This window comes from Candidatus Poribacteria bacterium, from assembly GCA_021295755.1.
Lineage (GTDB): Bacteria > Poribacteria > WGA-4E > WGA-4E > PCPOR2b > PCPOR2b.
In genome coordinates this window covers 10,726-30,525 of the sequence record JAGWBT010000038.1, presented here as the reverse complement: position 1 = coordinate 30,525, position 19,800 = coordinate 10,726, and the positions used below count along the sequence as shown (strand labels likewise).

Sequence of the window (19,800 nt, the reverse complement as noted above, 5' to 3'; positions counted from 1 at the left end):
TTGGAGGCGCAGGGCGGTACAAGTCTGGAACGGGAGGGTGTGCGTCCGGAGGACGTCAGTTTCCTCCGGCAGGTGGATATGCGCTATGTCGGACAGAGCTACGAACTGACAGTGCCGTTACCGGCGGAGCAGTTAGACGCTTCAAAGATTGACAGTGTGCTTGAACAGTTTCATATCGAACATGACCGCGCCTACGGTTATAGCGCACCGACAGAACCGGTCGAGTTCGTGAACCTGAGACTCACTGCAATCGGCAAAATCGCCAAGCCTCGGCTGCGCGAATTGGAAGGGGACAACACAGATACCGCTGCAGCGCAGAAAGCGGTCCGATCTTGAATGTCCCATCTATGATCGTTATCTTCTGGGTCCCGGCTGCGTCTTGACAGGACCGGCAATCGTCGAGGAGATCGATTCTACCACCGTTATCCATCCCGGCTACAGTGCACAGGTTGACCGGTTCGGCAACCTGATTCTGACCCGAATTTAATCCTGATTTACTAAAAACTCGTTTAGGGCTAAAGCCCCAATAGATCGGGATTAAGAAACTTGACTGCCAAAGCATTTTGTGGTGTAATTTATTTAGCTGAGAGGTGCCCATAATTCAATGGGTGTCATCACTGGATTCAGGCTTGATAAATTCGCACCACGATACCGAGATTGTGTGGAGCAGAACCAGATTGCCATACGTGGAGGCAGATTTCCTAATCTGCCTCATCAAAATCTTGGCTCGGTCAAAATGTCTGATAGCTTTCTGACAATTGTGGAAGACCTACTGCTAAACACTTTGGATATGACGAGCCTACATTGGAAACAATTCCGCCGTAAAGGTAGTCGGGTCCCTAGATTGATATTTGTGGAGGTCTATATGCTTTATCTTCTCAATAATGCTCATGGATATGAACATTCTGAGGAATACGATGATCGGAATGCGTTTTATGATTTGGAGTTGTCGGGCTATCAAGCGAACTTTGAATTTGAGGAGGGGATTGAATGTATAGTTGCTACCCTTGATTCTCATGGTAATGTTGATTTTGTTCACTTTGTCTTCTTATACCAATCGACTCACACTGTCAATAGCGATGGTAAAGAATACCGGATTCTTTTTGGCAGAAAGTTGGATTGTAAGCGACTTACCAAAATTGAGTCTGCTAGGACTGAACCTTACAAGTCTCTCTTTGATATTAATGGCAACTTCAAGCGTCGCTCGGTCATTCAGATTTCAGGTTAAGGTGGAGCACTATCCTACATGAACGAAAAAGAGAAACAATCGCAACTGGAGGCAGAAACGAGTTACCAAGTTGGCAGGAACAATGTCCAGCTATTCGGTCTGGATATAAACGCCCCGGTATTCCTTACCTCCAGTCTCACTATCACTGCTTTTGTGCTTGGAACACTCCTGTTTCAGGAGCAGGCGACAGTCATTTTTGAGGGTCTCCGGGTGTGGCTGACCACGCGCTTAGATTGGGTCTTCATGCTGACCTGTAGCCTTTTGGTGCTATTTTGCCTGTTCCTGATTGTCTTACCGCTTGGCAAGGTTCGTCTCGGTGGACGGGATGCGGTGCCTGATTACTCCACTTTTACGTGGATTGCGATGCTCTTTTCAGCGGGGTTGGCGATAGGGCTTGTGTATTTCGGTGTGGTAGAGCCTGTCCATCATTTTCAGAATCCGCCGTTCAACATGACGCGGATTTACGATGCCCAACAGCCACCGCCAGACATCAATGCCCCGGCGACACGGGCAGCGTGGGATATGAGTTTTGCAGCGATAGCGTTCCATTGGGGGCTTCATGGGTGGGCAGGCTATGCTGTTGTGGGGTTGGCACTTGCGTTTTTCACCTACAATCGGGGCTTGCCGCTGGCACTGCGTTCAGCGTTTTATCCTGTGCTTGGAGAGCGCGTTTGGGGTTATCCAGGGCACATCATTGATACGCTCGCTATCTTTGCGACACTGTTCGGGCTAGCACCGTCACTTGGACTCGGTGCACAGCAGGTCGCAGCAGGGCTCAATTACCTGTTCAATATCCCCGCGACCGATGCCACTGCGGTGGCGATCATCCTGTTGATTACGATTATCGCTACGGCTTCGGTGCTGAGTGGACTGAATGTCGGTATTAAGCGATTAAGTCAGGCAAATATCGGGATAACGATCGGGTTGTTCCTATTCGTCCTCATCGTTGGTCCGACAGGTGCTATTTTCAGTAGTTTCTTCAGAGGACTAGGCACTTATATCGTAAAGGTTGTGCCGTTTAGCAACTGGGTGGGACGCACGGACTCCTACTTTATACATGATTGGTCAGCGTTCCATTTGGCATGGTGGTTAGCTTGGAGTCCGTTTGTCGGCTCGTTCATCGCCCGCATATCAAAAGGGCGCACAATTCGTGAGTTTCTGTGTTGTGCGCTTATCCTGCCGACGCTGCTGATTTTGTTGTGCATGAGTGTGTTTGGGGGGACTGCCATCCACCAGTTTCTCACCGAAGGGTTCACCGGCGTGATGGGGAGTGTTGAAGCACAACAACCAGAGCTGGCATTGTTCAAAATGCTTGAACAGCTCCCGTTGACGCGCATCACCTCCTTTGTCAGCATTGTCTTGCTGATTATCTTTTTTATCACTTCGTCAGATTCCGGCTCGCTGGTAGTTGATACTATCGCTTCGGGCGGAAAGTTTGATGCGCCCGTGGGGCAACGGGTGTTTTGGTGTTCTGCTGAGGGGTTGGTTGCTATTGCCCTTCTACTCGGCGGAGGGTTGAGGTCGTTGCAGGCGACTGCAATCGCGTCGGGTTTCCCCTTCGCGCTTATCGTCATTGGGATGGGACTCTGCACATGGATCGCCCTGCGGAAGGAAGCGGACTGATTTGTTGTGAGAAGCGTCCCGGTTTTGAGCGTAAATACGGCTAGGTTGTGATAGAAGAGAGAGGGTTCTTGATGAATTACAAGCAGAAATTAGGCTAATATGGCTTTAGGCGCGGTGATAATGTTGGTGGGAATGGTGGCAGGATCTGTCTTTTCTCCGTCATTGAAGGCGCAGGGAGACAGCAAGATTGGTGAGATAAAGATGTTTGACAACATAGTCTGTAAAACCTTATCGGTAACTGAAGGAATTGTTTGCTCTGGAGGCTTAACGATACTTAATGAGGATGAGCTGCTAAGTACAGGCATAGAGTTATTGAGTAATAAAAACGGGAATACAATAGCAATCCATTCTCCATTAGGACTGGACAAGGGTGGTATAACACTATCTACTGCGTTGTCGGGTATTGGACAAGGCAATCGCATGATAGTGTGGGATACTGAATCAGCGAAACCCGCTATGGAGTTAAGTTCCACTGAATCAGCCAATATAATACAACTTGAAAATAAAAAGGGAAAAGACGCAATTTCTATGGGGGCTACTAACGTTGGAAATGCAATAGATGTTTCGGATACAGAAGAGTGCGATGCAATTCAGATTGGTAGTTATGGCTCTGCTATAAATTCAATAATGGTTTATGATGAAGCAAAAAGAATCAAATGGCGAAATCCTGAACGCTAGGAGGACATCATGAACACCCGTATAGCACAATGGGTATTTGTTCTAACGCTTGAGTTTGGAAGCCTCGTTCCGTTTTAGGACCTTGATTCCGTCCACAGTTCAACCCCGCATGACAACTGGGTTATCAGTTGTTTCGATAACGTCTTTGTCCACGTTGTTTTGCCTTTGTATGGCGTTGAATAAGTTTTGGCAGCTCCACCTCCACACACTCACGAACCACCCCTGCAAACTTGAATCCGAAGCGTTGTTTTGTGCAGATCCCCAACATTGACGGTGCCCTCTTCATCACCTCGCGACAGGCAATCGCTTATCCTTGCAGCCTAGGAGATTCTCCTTGAGCACAACAAGAGCCAATAGCAGTGAATCAATCGGATACCGCGAACTGATTCGCGGCAATCGCAATTTTCGCCTGCTTTGGCTTGGACAGATTATCAGTCTCCTGGGGGATTGGTTTAATTTTGTCGCTTCCGCTTCGCTCATCGCAATACTGACCCAGTCCGGGTTTGCTGTCGGCAGTCTCTTCGTCGTTCGTATGCTCGCACCATTCTTCATCAGTCCCATCGCCGGCGTGGTCGCCGACCGCTATAACCGCAAATATACTCTCATCATAACTGACTTGGCGCGTGTCGTAGTTGCATTCGGCTTCCTTTTGGTTCGGACCGCAGATGATGTTTGGCTGCTTTACGTCCTGACCGCCCTCCAACTTGGGATCGGTGGTTTCTTCTTTCCGACGCGAAACGCGATCTTGCCCGACGTTGTGTCATCAAAGGAACTCGGTGCTGCCAACGCCTTGGGATCCGCGACTTGGTCGGTTATGCTCGCTTTGGGTGCTGCCCTCGGTGGAATTGTGTCCGGCGCATGGGGTATCTACCCTGCCTTTGTCATTGACGGCTTGACCTTTCTCCTCTCAGCCGTATTCATCGCCCGGATTAAACTTGATGTGGAGCCAGCGCTCGCTGAGTCGGATAAAACCATGGGGGGTGCCTTCAAAGAGTACCTTGACGGTTTGCGTTATCTCGGCAGGCACACCGATACACTGGTTGTTGCGCTGCATAAGGCTGCCAGCGCGCTCATGATGGGCTCTGGATCCCAAGTAGCAATGGTTGCCATCGCTGAAGATATCTTTGTAATCGGAGAAGGTGGGGGTATCAGCCTCGGTCTTATGCTCGCGCTGGGCGGCGTTGGGACCGGCGTGGGTCCAATCGTCGCCCGCCGTTTCACCGGGGATCGGGATCGCCCGTTGCGGAATGCCATCATTTTGGGCTATCTGATGGGGAGTGTGGGGCTCGCTATTGTCGCGCCGATGGCTCACTTCGGTTGGGTGCTTTTGGGTGTCACCCTCCGCGGGATTGGTGGAGGAATCATCTGGGTGTTCTCGACACAACTGCTACTGCATCTCGCCCCCAATACGGTCCGTGGGCGGGTCTTCGCCACCGATTTTGCCCTTTTCACGCTGATGAGTGCGGTCGGTTCTGCGGTTGCTGGCGGAGCCCTCGACGCTTCATTGAGTCTTCCCGCAATTTTCTGGTGGATGGCGGGTTTGACGGTGATCCCAGCGGTTCTGTGGGCGGCGTGGCTGGGCGGAAGAGTCGAACGCGAAACGTGAAAGTCCTCTGTTCATTGGTTTTACGCAAATTCAGCACGCAGCGCGAGATTTTTTTATTTTTAACCCCCTAAATCCCCCTTATCAGGGGGACTTATGAACCAGCTGCGTAAGCCCTAATTAATAAACGAGTGTGCTAATGAGTTCAATCGGTTTCTGCTGCACAATTTCTTAACATGATCGAAGATAATAAAAACAGGACTTACGCATTTCGGCATAAGTGGTGCGGGGCAAGATGCCTGCCTACAGTTGGCTGCGTAAGCCCTAAAAGATTCTTCTTTGCGCCCTCCGGCGTAGCCGAGAGTCCTCGCTACGCGGGATTTGCGTTAAGACAGATTTCACTGACCGAATCCCAGACTGCGGAGATGAGCGACAGCTTGCTTCATATCTCCGGGTGCCTGCATAATCCATGGTCCCTGAAAACCCACGTCTTCAAGAACCTGCTTAACACCGGCAAAATCCACCGCCCCTGCGCCGAGTGTGGGGAAATCCCACTCGTCAAAATTGCCGCTGTGGTCCTTCAAATGGGTGCTCACGACATACTGTGCAATCTTTTTTAACTCCGTGACCGCATCCGCCCCATCCGTATAGAAACTGATATTCCCCGTATCATAATTGATTCTGATGTTTGGATGGTCGGTCGCCTCCATCGTCTTCAATGCAACCTCGGCGTTATGAACGAGCGACGGATGCGTTTCGAGCGCGACGGTGATGCCGCGTTGTGCTGCTTCATCACCCATCGTTTTCAGCCAGTCGCAGACCTTCGGCCTCATCTCCTCATCGGCTTTGATACTACTGAGTGCGAGATCCACGCCCATTTTGACCGCTGCATCGAAGGCGTTTATCCACGCTTCGCTCGCTGCCTCAGTGGCAACGGTATCCTCTTCAAGATACAACGCGGTCAGTCCGATGGCTTGTAGTCCCTGCGCTTTGAGTTCTGCCTGAAGCTCTTCGACCTTGTCGGGTTCAGGGGCACCTACCTGAACATATCGGATGCCATGTTCTAAAAGCTCCGCACCGCCCCCTATATTCGCCAATACGTTTGCCATACCGACTCCTTTCTGCGCGGATGAATCGCGCTTCCACTTAGGGTCATTTAATTCTCCCGTAGCTCGATCTCCCGGTCGAGGCTAGGGCGGGGAGACCAGATGCCCCGCCTACGGATATGGTGTATTATGTTACACTGTTGGGGTGTAGATCGCAAGCCGTTTGTTGATTTGATCTGATTTTTTTCGCCTTTTTTGTTCAATCATGCTATAATGTTTGCCTGATACCTTCCTTATTCCTCCCGCTAGCGAGGGGAATAAGGAAGGTGCAAAAATGAGTGAGGAACCATTTGCGATATGCTTAGCGATTCACAAATTGCGACATTCAAAGAAGAAGGCTACCTGATCATTGAGGACCTTTTCACCGACGATGATCTGCGCCCGGTAAAAGACGAGTTCAGTGCTGTCGTCGAAGCACAGGCGCAGCAACTCTATCAAGCCGGGCGGGTGAGCAGTTTGTATGAAAACGAGTCTTTTGAGCGGCGGTTGGCAAAGATTGCTGCCGAAGCACCTGAAGCGACTTCAGCACTACAAACCCGCGCCCATAAAGACGAAGCGTTTTTTCAGTTCCTGAAGCACCCCAAAATTCTTGATCGGGTTGAGTCGCTGGTGGGTCCCGATATCCTGTGCCATCCCTCCTACAACATCCATCCACGCCTACCGGGAGGGTATACCACCCCGCATCAGGATGCAGGATTTTATCTGCCCGATGGCGATGAGACACTGATTCTAGCGTGCTTGATACCGCTTGTCGATACCACGCTTGAGAATGGGTGCCTATGGGTCGCCCCGCGTCGGCATAAAGAGGGGGTTTTACGTCACCGCTGGGAAAAGGATGGGCTAAATATTCCGCTTGACGAAGTCTCAGAGGCGGAGCGGCAGCCACTCCCTACAAAGGTCGGCAGCATGGTGATGTTCAGCAGTATGACCCCGCACGGTTCGCTGGTCAATCACACGGATACCCTCCGTTGGAGCATGGACCTGCGCTACCAAGCACTGGGGAAACCTACAGGCCGTTGGTATGTCCCCGGCTTTGTCGCCCTGAGCCGTTCAAACCCCGAATTGGAGACCCCCAGCTGCAAGGCATGGATCGCCGAAGTTGAGCGCGTCGAAGAGAAGGCAAACAAATACCCCGAATGGCCACGTTATCGGTGGCCCCAGACGAAATAAACTTGCTCAAAGGAATTTCTCCATGGTCCGAATCCCAATTACCATGTGTCACGGCATTAGGCATGATGGCAACTATCCATTGACCTCGGACCGTCTCGACAGACTGGTGAACATTGCTGCCGAACTGAACTTTGAATCTATCAATTACAATCAGCTTTTTCAATGGTTTCGAGAAGGAGGGAAGTTACCGCCTCGACCAATCATGTTCGACTTTGATCACCCCGTGAAATCAATGCGCTATGAAATACACGATGTCCTGAGCAAATACGGCTATGCCGGAAATCTGTTTATCAATACCGGACCAGTGAATGAACTCTACGCCAAACCGATGCCGTCGTCTTTCCTCCGTGAGATTATGACTTGGGATGAGATAGGGCAGCTCATGGAAAGCGGTTGGCATATCGGGGCGCACACAGTGACGCATCCAAACCTGTCTGAACTCTCCCTAGCAGATGCATCCGGCGAAAAGTTACGTGCGGAGTTGGAGCAGTGTGACGAAACATTGAAAAAGCATCTCGGAATTACGCCACAAGATTTTGCTTTTACAGGCACGAGTTGGAGCAGTATCGCAGAGCGCGAGGTCTCAAAAAGATACCGGTTTGGTAGGCTCTGGATTGTGGGGACAGAATATCAAGTTGATGGCGAGACAATGAGATACGCTGACCTCGTTGGCGTTGATGGTCCCGACGAAGAGGATGGGGGACCGCCAATGGCGGCGCGTTATATTACAAAGGATTCGCCCCCTTATCGTCTGCCGTCAATGGAAATTCAGAGACCGCTGATTTATGACACTGATGCGTTTCGCCGCTATCTTGAGGGCGCACCAGGGGCTTAGATGAATTGTGTACCTTAGAATTAATGAGACACTCCAAACCAGTGCGGTTGGAAACCGAACCTACCGTTCTCCCGTTTGGTAGGCACTGTTTCTAACTGTGCCGATGCGGTGCGGTGAGAAACCGAACCTACCGGGGGCGAAAGTGTCTATTTATTCTTAGAATTCACCATAGAAGGAAGTGAATAGATGGCATCAATCGATTTTTCATTGACCGACAAGGTCGTTCTCGTGACCGGTGCGGGAAAAGGCATCGGTAAAGAGATTGCGCTGGCTTGTGCAGCCGCCGGAGCGGACATCGTCGCAGGGAGCCGCACCGTCAGTGAAGTTGAACAGGTAGCGGAGGAGGTTCGCAAAGCCGGTCGACGGGCGGAAGCGTGGCAGTTGGACGTTGCAGAGGTTTCAAGCGTCGAGGCATTTGTGCGGAAAACACTTGATGCCTTTGGCAGAATTGATGTGTTAGTTAATAATGCCGGAGTCAACAAAGTCCAGCCTGCGCTTGATGTAACCGAAGAAGATTTTGATTACATCGTGGATGTAAACTTTAAGGGCACGTTCTTCATGAGCCAGATGGTAGCAAAATCGATGATTGAGGGAGGTATTCAGGGGCGCATCATCAACATCAGTTCTCAGGTTGGCGTTGTCGGGGGACCCCTTCGAGCACCCTACAGCGGCGCGAAAGGTGCTGTTTGCCTACTCACCAAATCGTTAGCCGCAGAATGGGCACCGCACGGCATCACGGTCAACTCGGTCGCACCTACCGTCACCCGCACACCCCTTTCAGAAACAGCATTGAAAAATCCCGGATTTCAGAAGATGGTAACCGAAAATGTTCTGATGGGACGGATTGCAGAACCGGAGGAGATAGCGGCGGCGGTTATCTACCTCGCGAGCGACATAGCGGGTATGGTCACTGGACACACCCACCTTGTTGATGGTGGATGGACAGCGGTTTAACCGCACGGATTAGCAAGTCTTAATCAGGGCATCGGAACAGGAAGGATAGGAGTAATGGGACAACTGACCTCAAACGGCATACCGCTAGATATGTCACCAGACGCATTCGGTGAGCTGCGTGACTCAAATGATCTGCTTGATGACACCCCCGCCTTGAGGGAGCGAATGACGGAAGATGGCTACCTCCTACTCCGCGACTACTTGGATTTGGAGTGGGTCTCGGATGCTCGGCGGTCCGTGCTTGAAGTGTTAGCGGAACATGAGATGCTTGACGAAAACTATCCTCTCATGGAAGCACAGGCAGCAAAGAGTGATAACGGCAAATTTCGCTCCGCGATCGGCAGCCATGCAGCGTTGGGGAAGTTACCCGCTGTGCGGAAGTTGGTGCATTCCGGTCGGATGATCGATTTCTACACCACATTCCTCGGCGGCGAGGTCAGGTCATTTGATTTTATCTGGATGCGCGTGATGGGTCCCAGTCGATCGAGTGCGCCACATTACGACATTGTGTACATGGGGCGAGGCACCACGAACCTATACACCTCGTGGACACCGTTGGGGGATGCTCCCTTGAGTGATGCCGCGCTAATGGTGCTTGAGAATTCTCACCGTCTGGAAGAGCTCAAAGCAACCTATGGGCAGATAGACGTAGACAAGAAAGGCAACTGGAAAAAATCGGGAGGGCAATACGGCAAAGACCCCGCAGCGATTCAGAAGGAGCTTGGGTGCCGCTGGCTCACAACAGACTTCCGCGCCGGAGATCTGCTGGTGTTCAGTATGTATACGATGCACTGTTCGCTTGACAATCGTTCAGATCGGATTCGGCTATCTTCCGACACGCGCTACCAACTGGCATCGGAGCCGGTGGATGAACGTTGGATTGGCGAAAATCCGATTGCCCATTCCGTGCGGGAAGAGGTGTGAGATAAAGGCGCATGAAATATGGAGCATTTCACAATAGAAATTCAACGTGATGCGAATTTCTTTGTCGCTCAGTGTCTTGAGGAGGAATCCTGTTTCATCAACTTCTTAGCAGTGGAAGCCTCACCCTTTAGGGCGGGGTAACTGACGCAAGGAAGAACACTCCAAGAAATCACCCGTAATATGCGCGAAGTTCTGGAATTGATGTTAGATGCAAAGAACCCTCAACTAGAGGTGCACTTACGACACGATGCAGTTGAGGTGTTTGCTTGAAACCTTTTGTAGTGTTATAGCCTTTAGTTCATTAGTTGGTTGATTTATTCTTCTTATGTTCCACCTTTCGGATACACATGTCGCCCCTCTGGGGCTAAATGAACCGATGAACCAATGATTTTTATGTTTCATGCATCACGTTTCACGCTATCAACAGCTGCAAACTAGCACCATTGGTTTATAGTCATGGATTTGATAAAACACATTGATAATTAAGACTGAGCAAATATTATCCTATCCAATAGGCAATAACTTTATAAATTAAGCAGGAGATCATCATGATTATACGAAACTGGCGTGACTCAATCCCCTATGTCGGGCATGAGAGCAAAATTATTTGGCCCATACTGACACGCGCTGGAAGCGAAAACGCGGATCCACCGGAAGCCGGGTGTCTGCTGGGACTGACCAACTTCACACGCCATGTCGTTCAAGGACGCATCACAACGGATTATCACGATCACCAAGACAAAGAACAGGTCTATTACTTCATCAAAGGGCGCGGTAAAATGTTGATTGATGGTGAGGAATACCCGGTGACAGCGGGTGATGCCGTGCATCTGCCGCCCAAGACAAAGCATGGGGTTATCAACGATGGCGAAGATGAGATTGAGTACCTGAATATCAGCGCGCCCGTTGAGCAGTAGCTTGGCAACGCAACCCCTCTCTATTAGGACTTATGCAAATTGAACAGAAAATTGACATATTTTGCTGAAAAGTCGTTATTTGGTTGCATTTAACCCCCTAAATCCCCCTTATCAGGGGGACTTTAAGAGGAAATGCGTAAGTCCTATCTATGTTACAGTTAAGGAGTCTTTATGATTAAACTCGGTATGTATGGTTCGTATTTTGGCAAGGACGATCCAAAAACACTTCCCTATATTGAAGATGTGGTCGATTTTGCCTACGAGCTGAAACTAGACGTCGTCGATTTCCGCGCCGATGTGGGCTTTCGTTCGCAGGATCCCGATTATCTGCGCACCATCAAGATTAAGTGTCTCAAAGCCGGACTCCCTATCGGCTACCTAGCAACCGGCGGCCATTTTGTGGGCACGGAAGATGAACTGCAGCAGAAAATGGCTCGGTGCAAAGCGGATTTGGATACAGCCGTTTTCCTAGGGACGCCAATGGTCAGATCTTTCTGCGGGCCCACGCCGGAAACCGATGAAGGGCAAGCGCGCGAAGTCGAGTGTTTCCAAGAACTTTGTGACGCCGCCGCTGAAAAGGGTATCATCGTCGGGGTACAGAACCATCCGTGTACCGGCGAGGGCGTCCTGCAGCTCCTGCGCGAGACAAACCGTGAAAACTTTACCTTCATTCTAGATACCGGTCAGTGGGTCGGCTCCCCTTCACAGAACCAAGGGGTTCCCGATCCGGATATAGATACCTACGAATTTATGGAGCAGACCGCTGCCCACGCTTCGTATGTCCGCGCTAAAATCTATAAAGTGGATAGTGGGCGTGAGGAGTGGCTAGATTATGAGCGCATCGTTGAAATTCTGAAAGCAGCGAATTTTAACGGCTGCATGTCCATCACATTCGAGGGCAAGGACGTCAACGAATGCGATGATAAGGAAACTTTCAGACGAGCGGCTAAGTACCTACGCGGACTACTTGCCGCCTAGCCTTTTTGGAGATTCCGTGGGGAACAACGATCGTTGTTCCCTACATCGGAGTCGGAACACAATACATAATCAAGGAGATTATAATGGCCGAAAATGTTTACTCAAGATTAGGTGCAGTGCCAATCATCAACGCCGCAGGCAACTCTACCGCCATGGGCGGCTCAACCCCTACTCCGATAGTCAAACAAGCGATGGAAGAGGCGGAAGAGTATTTCGTGGATATGGAGGAACTGCTCGAAAAGTCCGGAGACCACATTGCTTCTCTAGTGGGGGCAGAAGCTGCTTATGTCACAGCTGGCTGTTACGCTGCTATGGTTCTATCCACTGCCGCGTGTATCACCGGCAATGATCAAGAGAAAATGGATCAGCTCCCGGACACTACCGGCATGAAAGATGAAGTCATCCTCCAAGCGAAGCAGCGATACGGATTCGACCGGGCTTACACCATACCGGGAAGCAAGCTAGTGATAGCCGGCGATGAAAGCGGGTGCACGCCAGAACAATTGGAAGCCGCAATCGGTCCCCAGACCGCGGCAGTGATTCACTTTGTCAGTCCTGATCCGGACGCCACCGTTGTCTCGCTCGAAGATACGGTCAGAATTGCACACGCACATAATGTGTATGTCATCGCTGACGCCGCTTCACAGATTTTCCCGATCGATTATTTTCAGGACACCGCTACATCGGCTGACTTGGTCTGCTTCGGTGGTAAATATGTCCACGGTCCCCATTCGGCTGGGTTTGTGGCTGGTAAGAAGGACCTGATTCAAGCGGTAGCAGCCCACGGCTTTATCGGACCTCGCCCCCTGGGACGCGGGATGAAAATAGACCGGCAGGAAATCATTGGACTCACTGTCGCTCTCGACCAATGGTTCACCATGGACCATGAGGAACGCTTCGACGAATACCGTAAAAAGTTCGCTGTCATTGAGCGTGCTATTGAGGGAGCACCCGGTGTGGAAGAAACAAAAGAGGTTTCCACGCAGAGATATTGGGGCGTTGAGCTCCACGTCGTCGTTAATGCAGCGGAATCGGCGCGGAGTGCCAGCGAACTCATTGCGGAACTTGATGCCGGTGACCCCTGCATCAAAGTCGGTGGTGAAGGCGAAGATACTGTCGTCGTCCGGGTGGACAACCTAGAGGAAGGCGATGAACATACCATCGCCCAGCGGTTGAGAGCCCTGCTCGCCGGTTAAATTCGATCACGGATAACGCAGATTAACGGATAAACACGGATTTCAACTATATCCCGTGGATACTGTTAGGAGATGCTCCCTTGGGCGATACTGTGCTGGTGTAGGGAACAACGATCGTTGTTCCTTACGAAACGCCCAATTCTGCGTTCAGCTGTGTTATCCACATTTGCCCACCAATAGACTATTGGCAAACACATGCAGATGAACAAGCAGTTTCCAACAGCAGCATGTGACAAAATTGCGGCGGATTTTCACGGACGTATCGGCTTCTACATCGAAGACCTGACCACCGGCATCACGCACGAACACAACGCAGATCAACGCTTTCCTACCGCGAGTGTCTGCAAAGTTCCGGTGATGATTGAGTTGTTTCGTCAGGTTGAGGTAGGCATTCTTTCTCTTGATGATCGCCATCGGCTGCAAGGGAACATCTCTACTCACGGCTCAGGGACGCTAAAGCTGATGGAAGATGCGCCGGAACTGACGTTACGCGACTACTGTCGGTTGATGATCAGTATCAGCGATAATATGGCGACCGATTTCCTGTTAGGGGTAGTTGGGCTGGAATCTGTTAATACCACGTTGGATGTAATGGGCTTCCCCAACACCCGAACCAGCGTGACTCTCGGCCGCTATCATTATCGGATGTTCGGCATGGATGATGTCGCGTGCAACCGAGAAAATGATGTGTTGCAGCAAAAACGGGCAGAGACGCATGGCACTGACTTCAACAGTGTATCCTTTCAGGACTCTTTGGAGAATAACATCGCTACCCCAAGGGATATGGGTAGCATCCTGAAACAACTTCACGCCGGTCAGATTGTCAGTCCGCAAGCATCCGCAGCGATGATCAAGATGCTTCAGCTTTGCAATGACCGCCGTATGATCCCCCGCGACTTAAAATCTGACATCCCAACTGCGCACAAGATTGGATCGAGTGGGCGCATCAAGGGGGATGTCGGTCTTATCTTTCTCTCAACGGGCCCGCTTGTTGTCTCCGCGTTCGCACTTGCCAACAGCGATGATGTCCGTGGGGATGAGGTGATTGCGGAGATCGCCCGGTTGGCAGTAGAAACTTTCTCGCCTGAAAGCATTGCTCAATGATTTTTACACCTTCCGGTTTTCTTGTCTCGACACTTTATCGGGAGCAATATTTTATCAAAATCTAAATTTCCTATGGAGGAAACAAAATGACAGAGATACATAGTTCTTGGCAACGCGATTTCGATGTATACGACAGACTCAATGCGCTCGGCATTGACCTAGGAACAAAAGCCGATGCAGTTTCCGATCCCCGCGGTCGGCGTATCTGTAATCTCACCTTTACCCCGTCCGGTCTGGTTTTCGCTTCGGGGACAGGTGCCGGTACAGGACCGGTAACCAACGACGATCAAGATGTGGAAGACGGTTACGAAGCAGGTCGGGAGGCAGGCATCAGCCACATCCTTTCCTTGCACTGGGGATTGGAACCCTTTGGAAACTTGAACGATGTTTGGTACTGCGTTAAGTGTATCGGGATGGTCAACTCACACGGCGGCGGGGCTTTTACAAAATCACCCCAAGTTGTGGATGGCTACACGAAAGCGTTTCACGATGTGTTCGGCGGACCGTTATCTGAATCGGCTGACGATGGCATGGACTCATCGCTATCGGGTTGGCACGCACGAAGTGCCGTCGCAGGTTATGATCTACCGGGAAACTGCAAGATTGAACCTGAGATGATTTTTCAGATCGATCCGGATCTGGCAATGAGAATCATCCGAGAGCGTGGCCCACATATCTAAGTTTTAACTCATGTTAAGAGATCCACCAACAGAAACCGAGTTTTGAAGAAAAAACTCGGTTTCTCTCCATGCTTGGGAGATGTTATGTCTACTCGCTTCGTTTTTTTGACCGACAGCCACTATTATCCCGGTGCGCCGAAGGATTACGGCGCACCGAAAATGCTGACAAAGAGTAAGACCGTCCTCGACGCAATTGTGCCTGCGGTCAATCCAATCAAACCTGAATTCATTGTCCATGGCGGCGACTTTCTCTGCGGTGGTAGTTCGTTTGACCTACCGTGGACGACCTATCTGCAATCTATTGAGGACGTTGCGACAAACTTTGCTGATTTTGAGGCACCGCTGTATTGTGTCCCCGGCAATCACGACTCCGACGCACAACAGGGATCTTTTGAAGCGTTTGCAAAAAGATTTGACATTCCCGAAACGCTCAAAGTCGTTGATGCCGCCCCGCGCCTGCGCCTCGCGATCGCCAACATCTATCACCAATGCGATCCAATCGAAGACGGCAGCGGCGTTTGGACCGATACCCTCGACAATGCCCTCCGTGAGGAAGCAAAACAAGCGTATGACGAAGGGCACGCGATGCTGTTGTTTATCCATGCATGGGCACTCCCAAGCCATGAAGAGGGAAAGGGAACCCTCGACGGTGCAGCTCGGTTGTTGGAAACTGTGAAACAGAGTCCCGCCATCGTCGCGCTTTTTACAGGGCACCGGCATACCAACCGTATCCGGATGTACCGTGATTTCCTCACTGTTGACACCGCATGTCTGATCGGTTACCCGATGGGGTTTCGGGAGGTTCAACTCCGGGACGATGGATATTTTGAGACGCGATTTCATCAACTCCCGCTACCAGCACTTATCCAAGAATCGTATGACAAATCTAGTGCTGAGACGAATAACGTTTGGTGTGGTGAAATCCATGACCGGAATACGGAAATCCTCATACCGAGACTGAAAGAGATTTGGCGTTAGAATAGGAGAACTAGATGAGAATCCTCGTCACCGGCGCCGCTGGGGCTGTTGGTACGGCGGTCGTGAAAGGGATGAAAGACCGGTATTTGCTGCGCGGGTTTGACCGCGTACCGATGCCGGATATTGAAGATGCGATTGTTGGGGATGTCACTGACTTCGACACCGTGCACAAAGCCACTCAGGACATGGAGGCGGTGATTCATCTCGCAGGCAATCCCTCCGGCGGCGCGCCGTGGGAGGATATCCTCCAGAATAACATTATCGGCACCTACAATGTGTTTGAAGCTGCACGGCAAAACGGTGTGCGTCGTATCGCTTTCGCCAGCCGCGCCGGGCTCCTCGCACCTTACCCAAAGGACATCATGCGGACGGTTGATATGACCCCTCGACCGGAGACCTACTATTCAATCAGCAAGGTCTTCGGAGAGAATTTGGGCTATATGTACTCAGCCCGATTCGACATGGAATTTGTCTCAGTTCGGATCGGCAACTTCAAGCGGGACCGCGACCTCCCCGACCACCCGCATCAACTGAGCCACGGCGACGCAGCTCGCGTGTTCGAGCAGGCGGTCATACAGCCGGGGGTGAAGTTCGAGGTTGTGTTCGGCGTTTCAGATAGCACATGGGCGCTCTACGATCTGGAGCATGGGCGGCAGGTTATCGACTACCACCCACAGGATAAGTCGGACGCAGAGCCGGAGGTTTGAAAATCAAGGACGTTCTTATCATCGGTGGCACACGATACATGGGTCGGATTGTTGTGCAGAGACTGCTTGAACGCGGGGACAAGGTCACCATTTTCTCCAGAGGGACTACCCAACCCGAATGGTGGGAGCAGATCGAACATATTCAGGGAGATCGTGACGATCGTTCAGATTTTGCAGCAAAGCTGAAGGGGAAATCTTATGATGCGGTCATTGATACGCAGGCTTACCGTAAGGAAGATGTCGAATCTGCTGTGGGGGCACTCAGTGGAAATGTGGGTCGTTACGTCATAGTCAGCACCGGATCGGTATACCTAGAAGGCGCAGTAGACTTCTCCAAGCACTGCTCATTCCAAGAGTCGGTCGTGGATTGGTCGTCAATTGATTATACCTACCCCGCCGGAGAAGACCCGTACGGCATCGGCAAGCGACACTGCGAAAAGTGGCTCCAAGAAAACAGCAAGGTTCCGTACACAATCGTCCGTATCCCGGCGGTCATGGGCTGGGACGACCCGACCGGACGGATGTGGTGGTGGGTCCAACGGGCATTGGACGGACGCGGTGTGATCATCCCTTTAGAAAACCGTGGACTGTTCCGTACCCTGTATTCCGCTGACGCTGCAGAGGCTTTCATCCGTGTCCTTGACGTGCCAAAGACCGCCAATCAGACATATCATATCGCCATGCAAGAGATAATGACCATTGAGCGTTGGGCAAGCCTAATTTGGGAAGCAGCGGGTCACGAGTGCCAGATTACCTATGTTCCAAACGAAATTATCCAAAAACAACCCCACCTAGACACTTACACCCTGCCAATGAGTCGGCCCGTTTCATACCTCTACAACCTGTCCAAAGCCGAGCGCGAGTTCGGTTTCAGCACCACACCCGTAGAAGAATGGATTCAGACAACCGTAGATTGGTATCGTGAGCAGTATGAAGGCGAAGATTCGGAGGGCTATGAATATCGGGAAAACGAGCTAAGGTTAGCGGCAAGATGGAAGGAACAATTTGGTCAGTTCATTTCAGAGTTCTAACCGTAGCTCTTAGGGAACAACACTCGTTATTCCCTTAAACCCTGATTCAGACAATCATCCTGATTTGACTTTGGGAGACAACAAAATGTCAAACGCCGAGACAAAAAACGCGCTGTTCCACCGCGATTTGAGTTACGATTACCCCCTAATAGTGCGCGGAGAAGGGATTTACCTCTACGATGAAACAGGCAAACGCTACATCGACGGTGCCGCCGGTGCGAGCAACGTCACTTTGGGACACGGCCGTCAGCGTATCGCGGATGCAATGGCAGAACAGGGCAAAACACTTGCTTATTGCTTCGCCACCCACTTTACGACCCAACCGGCACTCGATTTAGCCGATCGGGTTGCTGCGATTGCCCCCGGCAACCTGAACCACGCCTATTTCGTTTCGGGCGGTTCGGAGGGGATTGAAACCGCAATTAAAATCGCCCGGCAGTACCACGTGCAGCGTGGAAATGGTCAAAAGCACCAAGTTATCTCTCGTTGGCGCGGCTACCACGGTGCGACACTCGGCGCTTTGGGCGTCACAGGTACGCCGGGGATGCGTGACCTTTTCGCACCTTTGCTGCCTAATTTCCCGCACATCGCCCCCTGCTATCCATATCGCTGCGCGTTTGCGGGTTGTGAAGGCAAATGCAACCTGACCTGTGCCCAGGAACTAGAACAGATGATCTTGCAGACCGGTCCGGAGAACGTGGCGGCATTTGTGGCGGAACCGTTGGTGCTCGGAGGGGTTGCTGCGGCGATACCGCCTAGGGATTACTATCCACTCGTCCGCGAGATCTGCGATAAGTACGATGTCCTATTTATTGCCGATGAAATCATCACAGGCTTCGGGCGCAGCGGACGATATTTCGCCATTGAGCATTGGGATGTCCTCCCAGATATGATTGTCTTTGGGAAGGCAGCCAGCAGCGGTTACGCCCCTTTGAGCGGCGTGATTATTCGGGATAGCATTCGTGATACCTTTGCGGCGGGCGGCACACCTTTCGCCCACGTGTTCACCTACGTCAATAATCCCATAGCAATGCGAGTTGGTCTGGAGGTGCTAGACATCATCGAAGAGGAAGGGATCCTTGAACATACCACGGAGATGGGCGCGTATCTGCTGGAAAAGGCTAGCGCGTTAGACGCACACCCAAGCGTCGGCGAGATCCGGGGGCTCGGACTGATTCTCGGCGTCGAACTGGTACGCGACAAGGATACGAAGGAACCCTTCCCTGCATCGCTCGGTTTTCACAGACGGCTCAACAAGATTCTACTGGACAAGGGCTTGTCCACAGGGAGTGGCGGCGGTACAGCAGATTGGGTGAACGGTGACGATCTGCGCTTTTATCCTCCGCTGATTATCACGCGCAGCCAGATCGACGACGTGATTGCCATGATTGATGAGGGTTTGACCCAATTGGAAGCGGAAATTTAACGCAAAGCCGCAGAGTCGCAAAGAAAAGACTTTTTAAATTTTCGCAGCCCGAACCTTGTGCTTTTGCTTCATTGCGTCCTTGCGCTCTATTTTTCTTGCTCCGCCTCTTATCCGAATAGCGGGTTAGTTGTGCCGAATGCGTCTACGGCTGTCCCCGTAACCGCAGAACTCGTATCTGAGGCTAGGAAAACCGCGAGCGCTGCAATCTCTTCGGGCAGCATCAGCTTCGGATTCTCCTCTCTACCCCCGCTCCCGAATGCCTCGCGGAACCCCTCCGTGTCAACCCCACCGGGACAGATGCAGTTAACATCAATGCCGTGCTGCTTGACTTCGGCTGCGACGCTCTCCGTCAGACTGATTAGTGCGGCTTTCGTCACCCGATAGGCAGTACGCCCCTTGCCCCCTTTGCGTCCACCAATGCTTGAGATATTGATGATTTTGCCGTATCGGTTTTCGATCATGCTCGGTAGGGCGAACTTTGTGAGCAGCGCAGCGGCGGTTAGGTTCACATCCATGACCTGTCGCCACAGATCGGCGTCCAAGTCCACCAGATCTATGGGAGGGTGGATAATGGCAGCGTTGTTGACTAAGATATCAACCCCTCCAAATTTCCCGGTCGTTTCAGCCGCGATGCGCTGGATGTCTCCCTCAACGCTCAGATCTGCCGTCACCGCCAATCCTGCAGAACCCGCCGCCTCGACCTGAGCGATGACCGCTTCAAT

General features: G+C 51.5%; 20 protein-coding genes. 18 read left to right on the top strand and 2 right to left on the bottom strand.

Annotation, left to right across the window (positions count from 1 at the left end; all coding sequences use genetic code 11):
• From J4G02_07490 to J4G02_07470, 5 genes are all read left to right on the top strand, one after another.
• Positions 1 to 336: hydantoinase/oxoprolinase family protein (locus tag J4G02_07490; protein MCE2394417.1), on the top strand; the 336-nt coding region annotated here is incomplete at its 5' end.
• Between the two features lie 268 nt (positions 337 to 604).
• On the top strand, positions 605 to 1,228 hold the full coding sequence (locus tag J4G02_07485; GenBank protein MCE2394416.1) for a hypothetical protein: 624 nt from the start codon (positions 605 to 607) through the stop codon (positions 1,226 to 1,228).
• Positions 1,229 to 1,246: 18 nt separating this feature from the next.
• Positions 1,247 to 2,851 carry a BCCT family transporter gene (locus J4G02_07480; GenBank protein ID MCE2394415.1) on the top strand — a complete coding sequence of 535 codons (1,605 nt, stop codon included), beginning with the start codon at positions 1,247 to 1,249 and terminating at the stop codon, positions 2,849 to 2,851.
• A gap of 99 nt (positions 2,852 to 2,950) precedes the next feature.
• Positions 2,951 to 3,529 carry a hypothetical protein gene (locus J4G02_07475; protein MCE2394414.1) on the top strand — a complete coding sequence of 193 codons (579 nt, stop codon included), beginning with the start codon at positions 2,951 to 2,953 and terminating at the stop codon, positions 3,527 to 3,529.
• A 334-nt stretch (positions 3,530 to 3,863) separates the two neighbouring features.
• A complete protein-coding gene (locus J4G02_07470) occupies positions 3,864 to 5,135 on the top strand; it encodes an MFS transporter (protein ID MCE2394413.1) in 1,272 nt (423 codons plus the stop codon).
• Positions 5,136 to 5,470: 335 nt separating this feature from the next.
• Here the strand turns inward: J4G02_07470 and J4G02_07465 are convergent, their stop codons facing one another.
• Positions 5,471 to 6,181 (bottom strand): sugar phosphate isomerase/epimerase, encoded by a 711-nt coding sequence (locus J4G02_07465; GenBank protein ID MCE2394412.1) that lies wholly within the window; start codon positions 6,179 to 6,181, stop codon positions 5,471 to 5,473.
• 294 nt (positions 6,182 to 6,475) lie between these two features.
• On the opposite strand from J4G02_07465, the gene J4G02_07460 reads away from it, so the two are divergent.
• The 13 genes from J4G02_07460 to J4G02_07400 all read left to right on the top strand — a co-directional run bounded on the left by J4G02_07460 (position 6,476) and on the right by J4G02_07400 (position 19,078).
• Positions 6,476 to 7,348 (top strand): phytanoyl-CoA dioxygenase family protein, encoded by an 873-nt coding sequence (locus tag J4G02_07460; GenBank protein MCE2394411.1) that lies wholly within the window; start codon positions 6,476 to 6,478, stop codon positions 7,346 to 7,348.
• A gap of 22 nt (positions 7,349 to 7,370) precedes the next feature.
• Positions 7,371 to 8,183 carry a polysaccharide deacetylase family protein gene (locus tag J4G02_07455; GenBank protein ID MCE2394410.1) on the top strand — a complete coding sequence of 271 codons (813 nt, stop codon included), beginning with the start codon at positions 7,371 to 7,373 and terminating at the stop codon, positions 8,181 to 8,183.
• Positions 8,184 to 8,369: 186 nt separating this feature from the next.
• Entirely contained in the window at positions 8,370 to 9,137 is a 768-nt protein-coding gene (locus tag J4G02_07450; protein MCE2394409.1) for a glucose 1-dehydrogenase, read from the top strand.
• Between the two features lie 54 nt (positions 9,138 to 9,191).
• The gene (locus J4G02_07445) at positions 9,192 to 10,061 is read left to right on the top strand and encodes a phytanoyl-CoA dioxygenase family protein (GenBank protein ID MCE2394408.1); all 870 of its coding nucleotides are present in this window, start codon (positions 9,192 to 9,194) and stop codon (positions 10,059 to 10,061) included.
• A gap of 548 nt (positions 10,062 to 10,609) precedes the next feature.
• A complete protein-coding gene (locus tag J4G02_07440) occupies positions 10,610 to 10,978 on the top strand; it encodes a cupin domain-containing protein (protein ID MCE2394407.1) in 369 nt (122 codons plus the stop codon).
• Positions 10,979 to 11,149: 171 nt separating this feature from the next.
• Positions 11,150 to 11,956: a sugar phosphate isomerase/epimerase gene (locus tag J4G02_07435; protein MCE2394406.1), complete on the top strand. Its 807-nt coding sequence runs from the start codon at positions 11,150 to 11,152 to the stop codon at positions 11,954 to 11,956.
• Between the two features lie 83 nt (positions 11,957 to 12,039).
• Positions 12,040 to 13,152 carry an aminotransferase class V-fold PLP-dependent enzyme gene (locus J4G02_07430; protein MCE2394405.1) on the top strand — a complete coding sequence of 371 codons (1,113 nt, stop codon included), beginning with the start codon at positions 12,040 to 12,042 and terminating at the stop codon, positions 13,150 to 13,152.
• 201 nt (positions 13,153 to 13,353) lie between these two features.
• Complete coding sequence (locus tag J4G02_07425) at positions 13,354 to 14,256, top strand: serine hydrolase (GenBank protein ID MCE2394404.1); 903 nt, start codon at positions 13,354 to 13,356, stop codon at positions 14,254 to 14,256.
• An 86-nt stretch (positions 14,257 to 14,342) separates the two neighbouring features.
• Positions 14,343 to 14,936 carry a RidA family protein gene (locus J4G02_07420; protein ID MCE2394403.1) on the top strand — a complete coding sequence of 198 codons (594 nt, stop codon included), beginning with the start codon at positions 14,343 to 14,345 and terminating at the stop codon, positions 14,934 to 14,936.
• Between the two features lie 84 nt (positions 14,937 to 15,020).
• On the top strand, positions 15,021 to 15,914 hold the full coding sequence (locus J4G02_07415; GenBank protein MCE2394402.1) for a metallophosphoesterase: 894 nt from the start codon (positions 15,021 to 15,023) through the stop codon (positions 15,912 to 15,914).
• A 14-nt stretch (positions 15,915 to 15,928) separates the two neighbouring features.
• Positions 15,929 to 16,621, top strand: coding sequence for an NAD(P)-dependent oxidoreductase (locus tag J4G02_07410; GenBank protein MCE2394401.1), 693 nt, complete (start codon positions 15,929 to 15,931; stop codon positions 16,619 to 16,621).
• Entirely contained in the window at positions 16,618 to 17,652 is a 1,035-nt protein-coding gene (locus J4G02_07405) for an NAD-dependent epimerase/dehydratase family protein (GenBank protein MCE2394400.1), read from the top strand. Before J4G02_07410 ends, J4G02_07405 begins: the two co-directional genes overlap by 4 nt.
• Before the next feature lie 85 nt (positions 17,653 to 17,737).
• Positions 17,738 to 19,078: an aspartate aminotransferase family protein gene (locus J4G02_07400; GenBank protein ID MCE2394399.1), complete on the top strand. Its 1,341-nt coding sequence runs from the start codon at positions 17,738 to 17,740 to the stop codon at positions 19,076 to 19,078.
• Positions 19,079 to 19,185: 107 nt separating this feature from the next.
• Here the strand turns inward: J4G02_07400 and J4G02_07395 are convergent.
• The coding region (locus J4G02_07395; GenBank protein ID MCE2394398.1) for an SDR family oxidoreductase at positions 19,186 to 19,800 on the bottom strand (615 nt) is incomplete at its 5' end.

What these genes read in the sequence shown, in the direction of transcription:
- J4G02_07460 (MCE2394411.1), top strand. Translation starts at nt 6,476, where the DNA reads ATGCTTAGCGATTCACAAATTGCGACATTCAAAGAAGAAGGCTACCTG.
- J4G02_07475 (MCE2394414.1), top strand. Translation starts at nt 2,951, where the DNA reads ATGGCTTTAGGCGCGGTGATAATGTTGGTGGGAATGGTGGCAGGATCT.
- J4G02_07445 (MCE2394408.1), top strand. Translation starts at nt 9,192, where the DNA reads ATGGGACAACTGACCTCAAACGGCATACCGCTAGATATGTCACCAGAC.
- J4G02_07465 (MCE2394412.1), bottom strand. Translation starts at nt 6,181, where the DNA reads ATGGCAAACGTATTGGCGAATATAGGGGGCGGTGCGGAGCTTTTAGAA.
- J4G02_07425 (MCE2394404.1), top strand. Translation starts at nt 13,354, where the DNA reads ATGAACAAGCAGTTTCCAACAGCAGCATGTGACAAAATTGCGGCGGAT.
- J4G02_07435 (MCE2394406.1), top strand. Translation starts at nt 11,150, where the DNA reads ATGATTAAACTCGGTATGTATGGTTCGTATTTTGGCAAGGACGATCCA.
- J4G02_07420 (MCE2394403.1), top strand. Translation starts at nt 14,343, where the DNA reads ATGACAGAGATACATAGTTCTTGGCAACGCGATTTCGATGTATACGAC.
- J4G02_07455 (MCE2394410.1), top strand. Translation starts at nt 7,371, where the DNA reads ATGGTCCGAATCCCAATTACCATGTGTCACGGCATTAGGCATGATGGC.
- J4G02_07480 (MCE2394415.1), top strand. Translation starts at nt 1,247, where the DNA reads ATGAACGAAAAAGAGAAACAATCGCAACTGGAGGCAGAAACGAGTTAC.
- J4G02_07485 (MCE2394416.1), top strand. Translation starts at nt 605, where the DNA reads ATGGGTGTCATCACTGGATTCAGGCTTGATAAATTCGCACCACGATAC.
- J4G02_07430 (MCE2394405.1), top strand. Translation starts at nt 12,040, where the DNA reads ATGGCCGAAAATGTTTACTCAAGATTAGGTGCAGTGCCAATCATCAAC.
- J4G02_07440 (MCE2394407.1), top strand. Translation starts at nt 10,610, where the DNA reads ATGATTATACGAAACTGGCGTGACTCAATCCCCTATGTCGGGCATGAG.
- J4G02_07400 (MCE2394399.1), top strand. Translation starts at nt 17,738, where the DNA reads ATGTCAAACGCCGAGACAAAAAACGCGCTGTTCCACCGCGATTTGAGT.
- J4G02_07415 (MCE2394402.1), top strand. Translation starts at nt 15,021, where the DNA reads ATGTCTACTCGCTTCGTTTTTTTGACCGACAGCCACTATTATCCCGGT.
- J4G02_07450 (MCE2394409.1), top strand. Translation starts at nt 8,370, where the DNA reads ATGGCATCAATCGATTTTTCATTGACCGACAAGGTCGTTCTCGTGACC.
- J4G02_07410 (MCE2394401.1), top strand. Translation starts at nt 15,929, where the DNA reads ATGAGAATCCTCGTCACCGGCGCCGCTGGGGCTGTTGGTACGGCGGTC.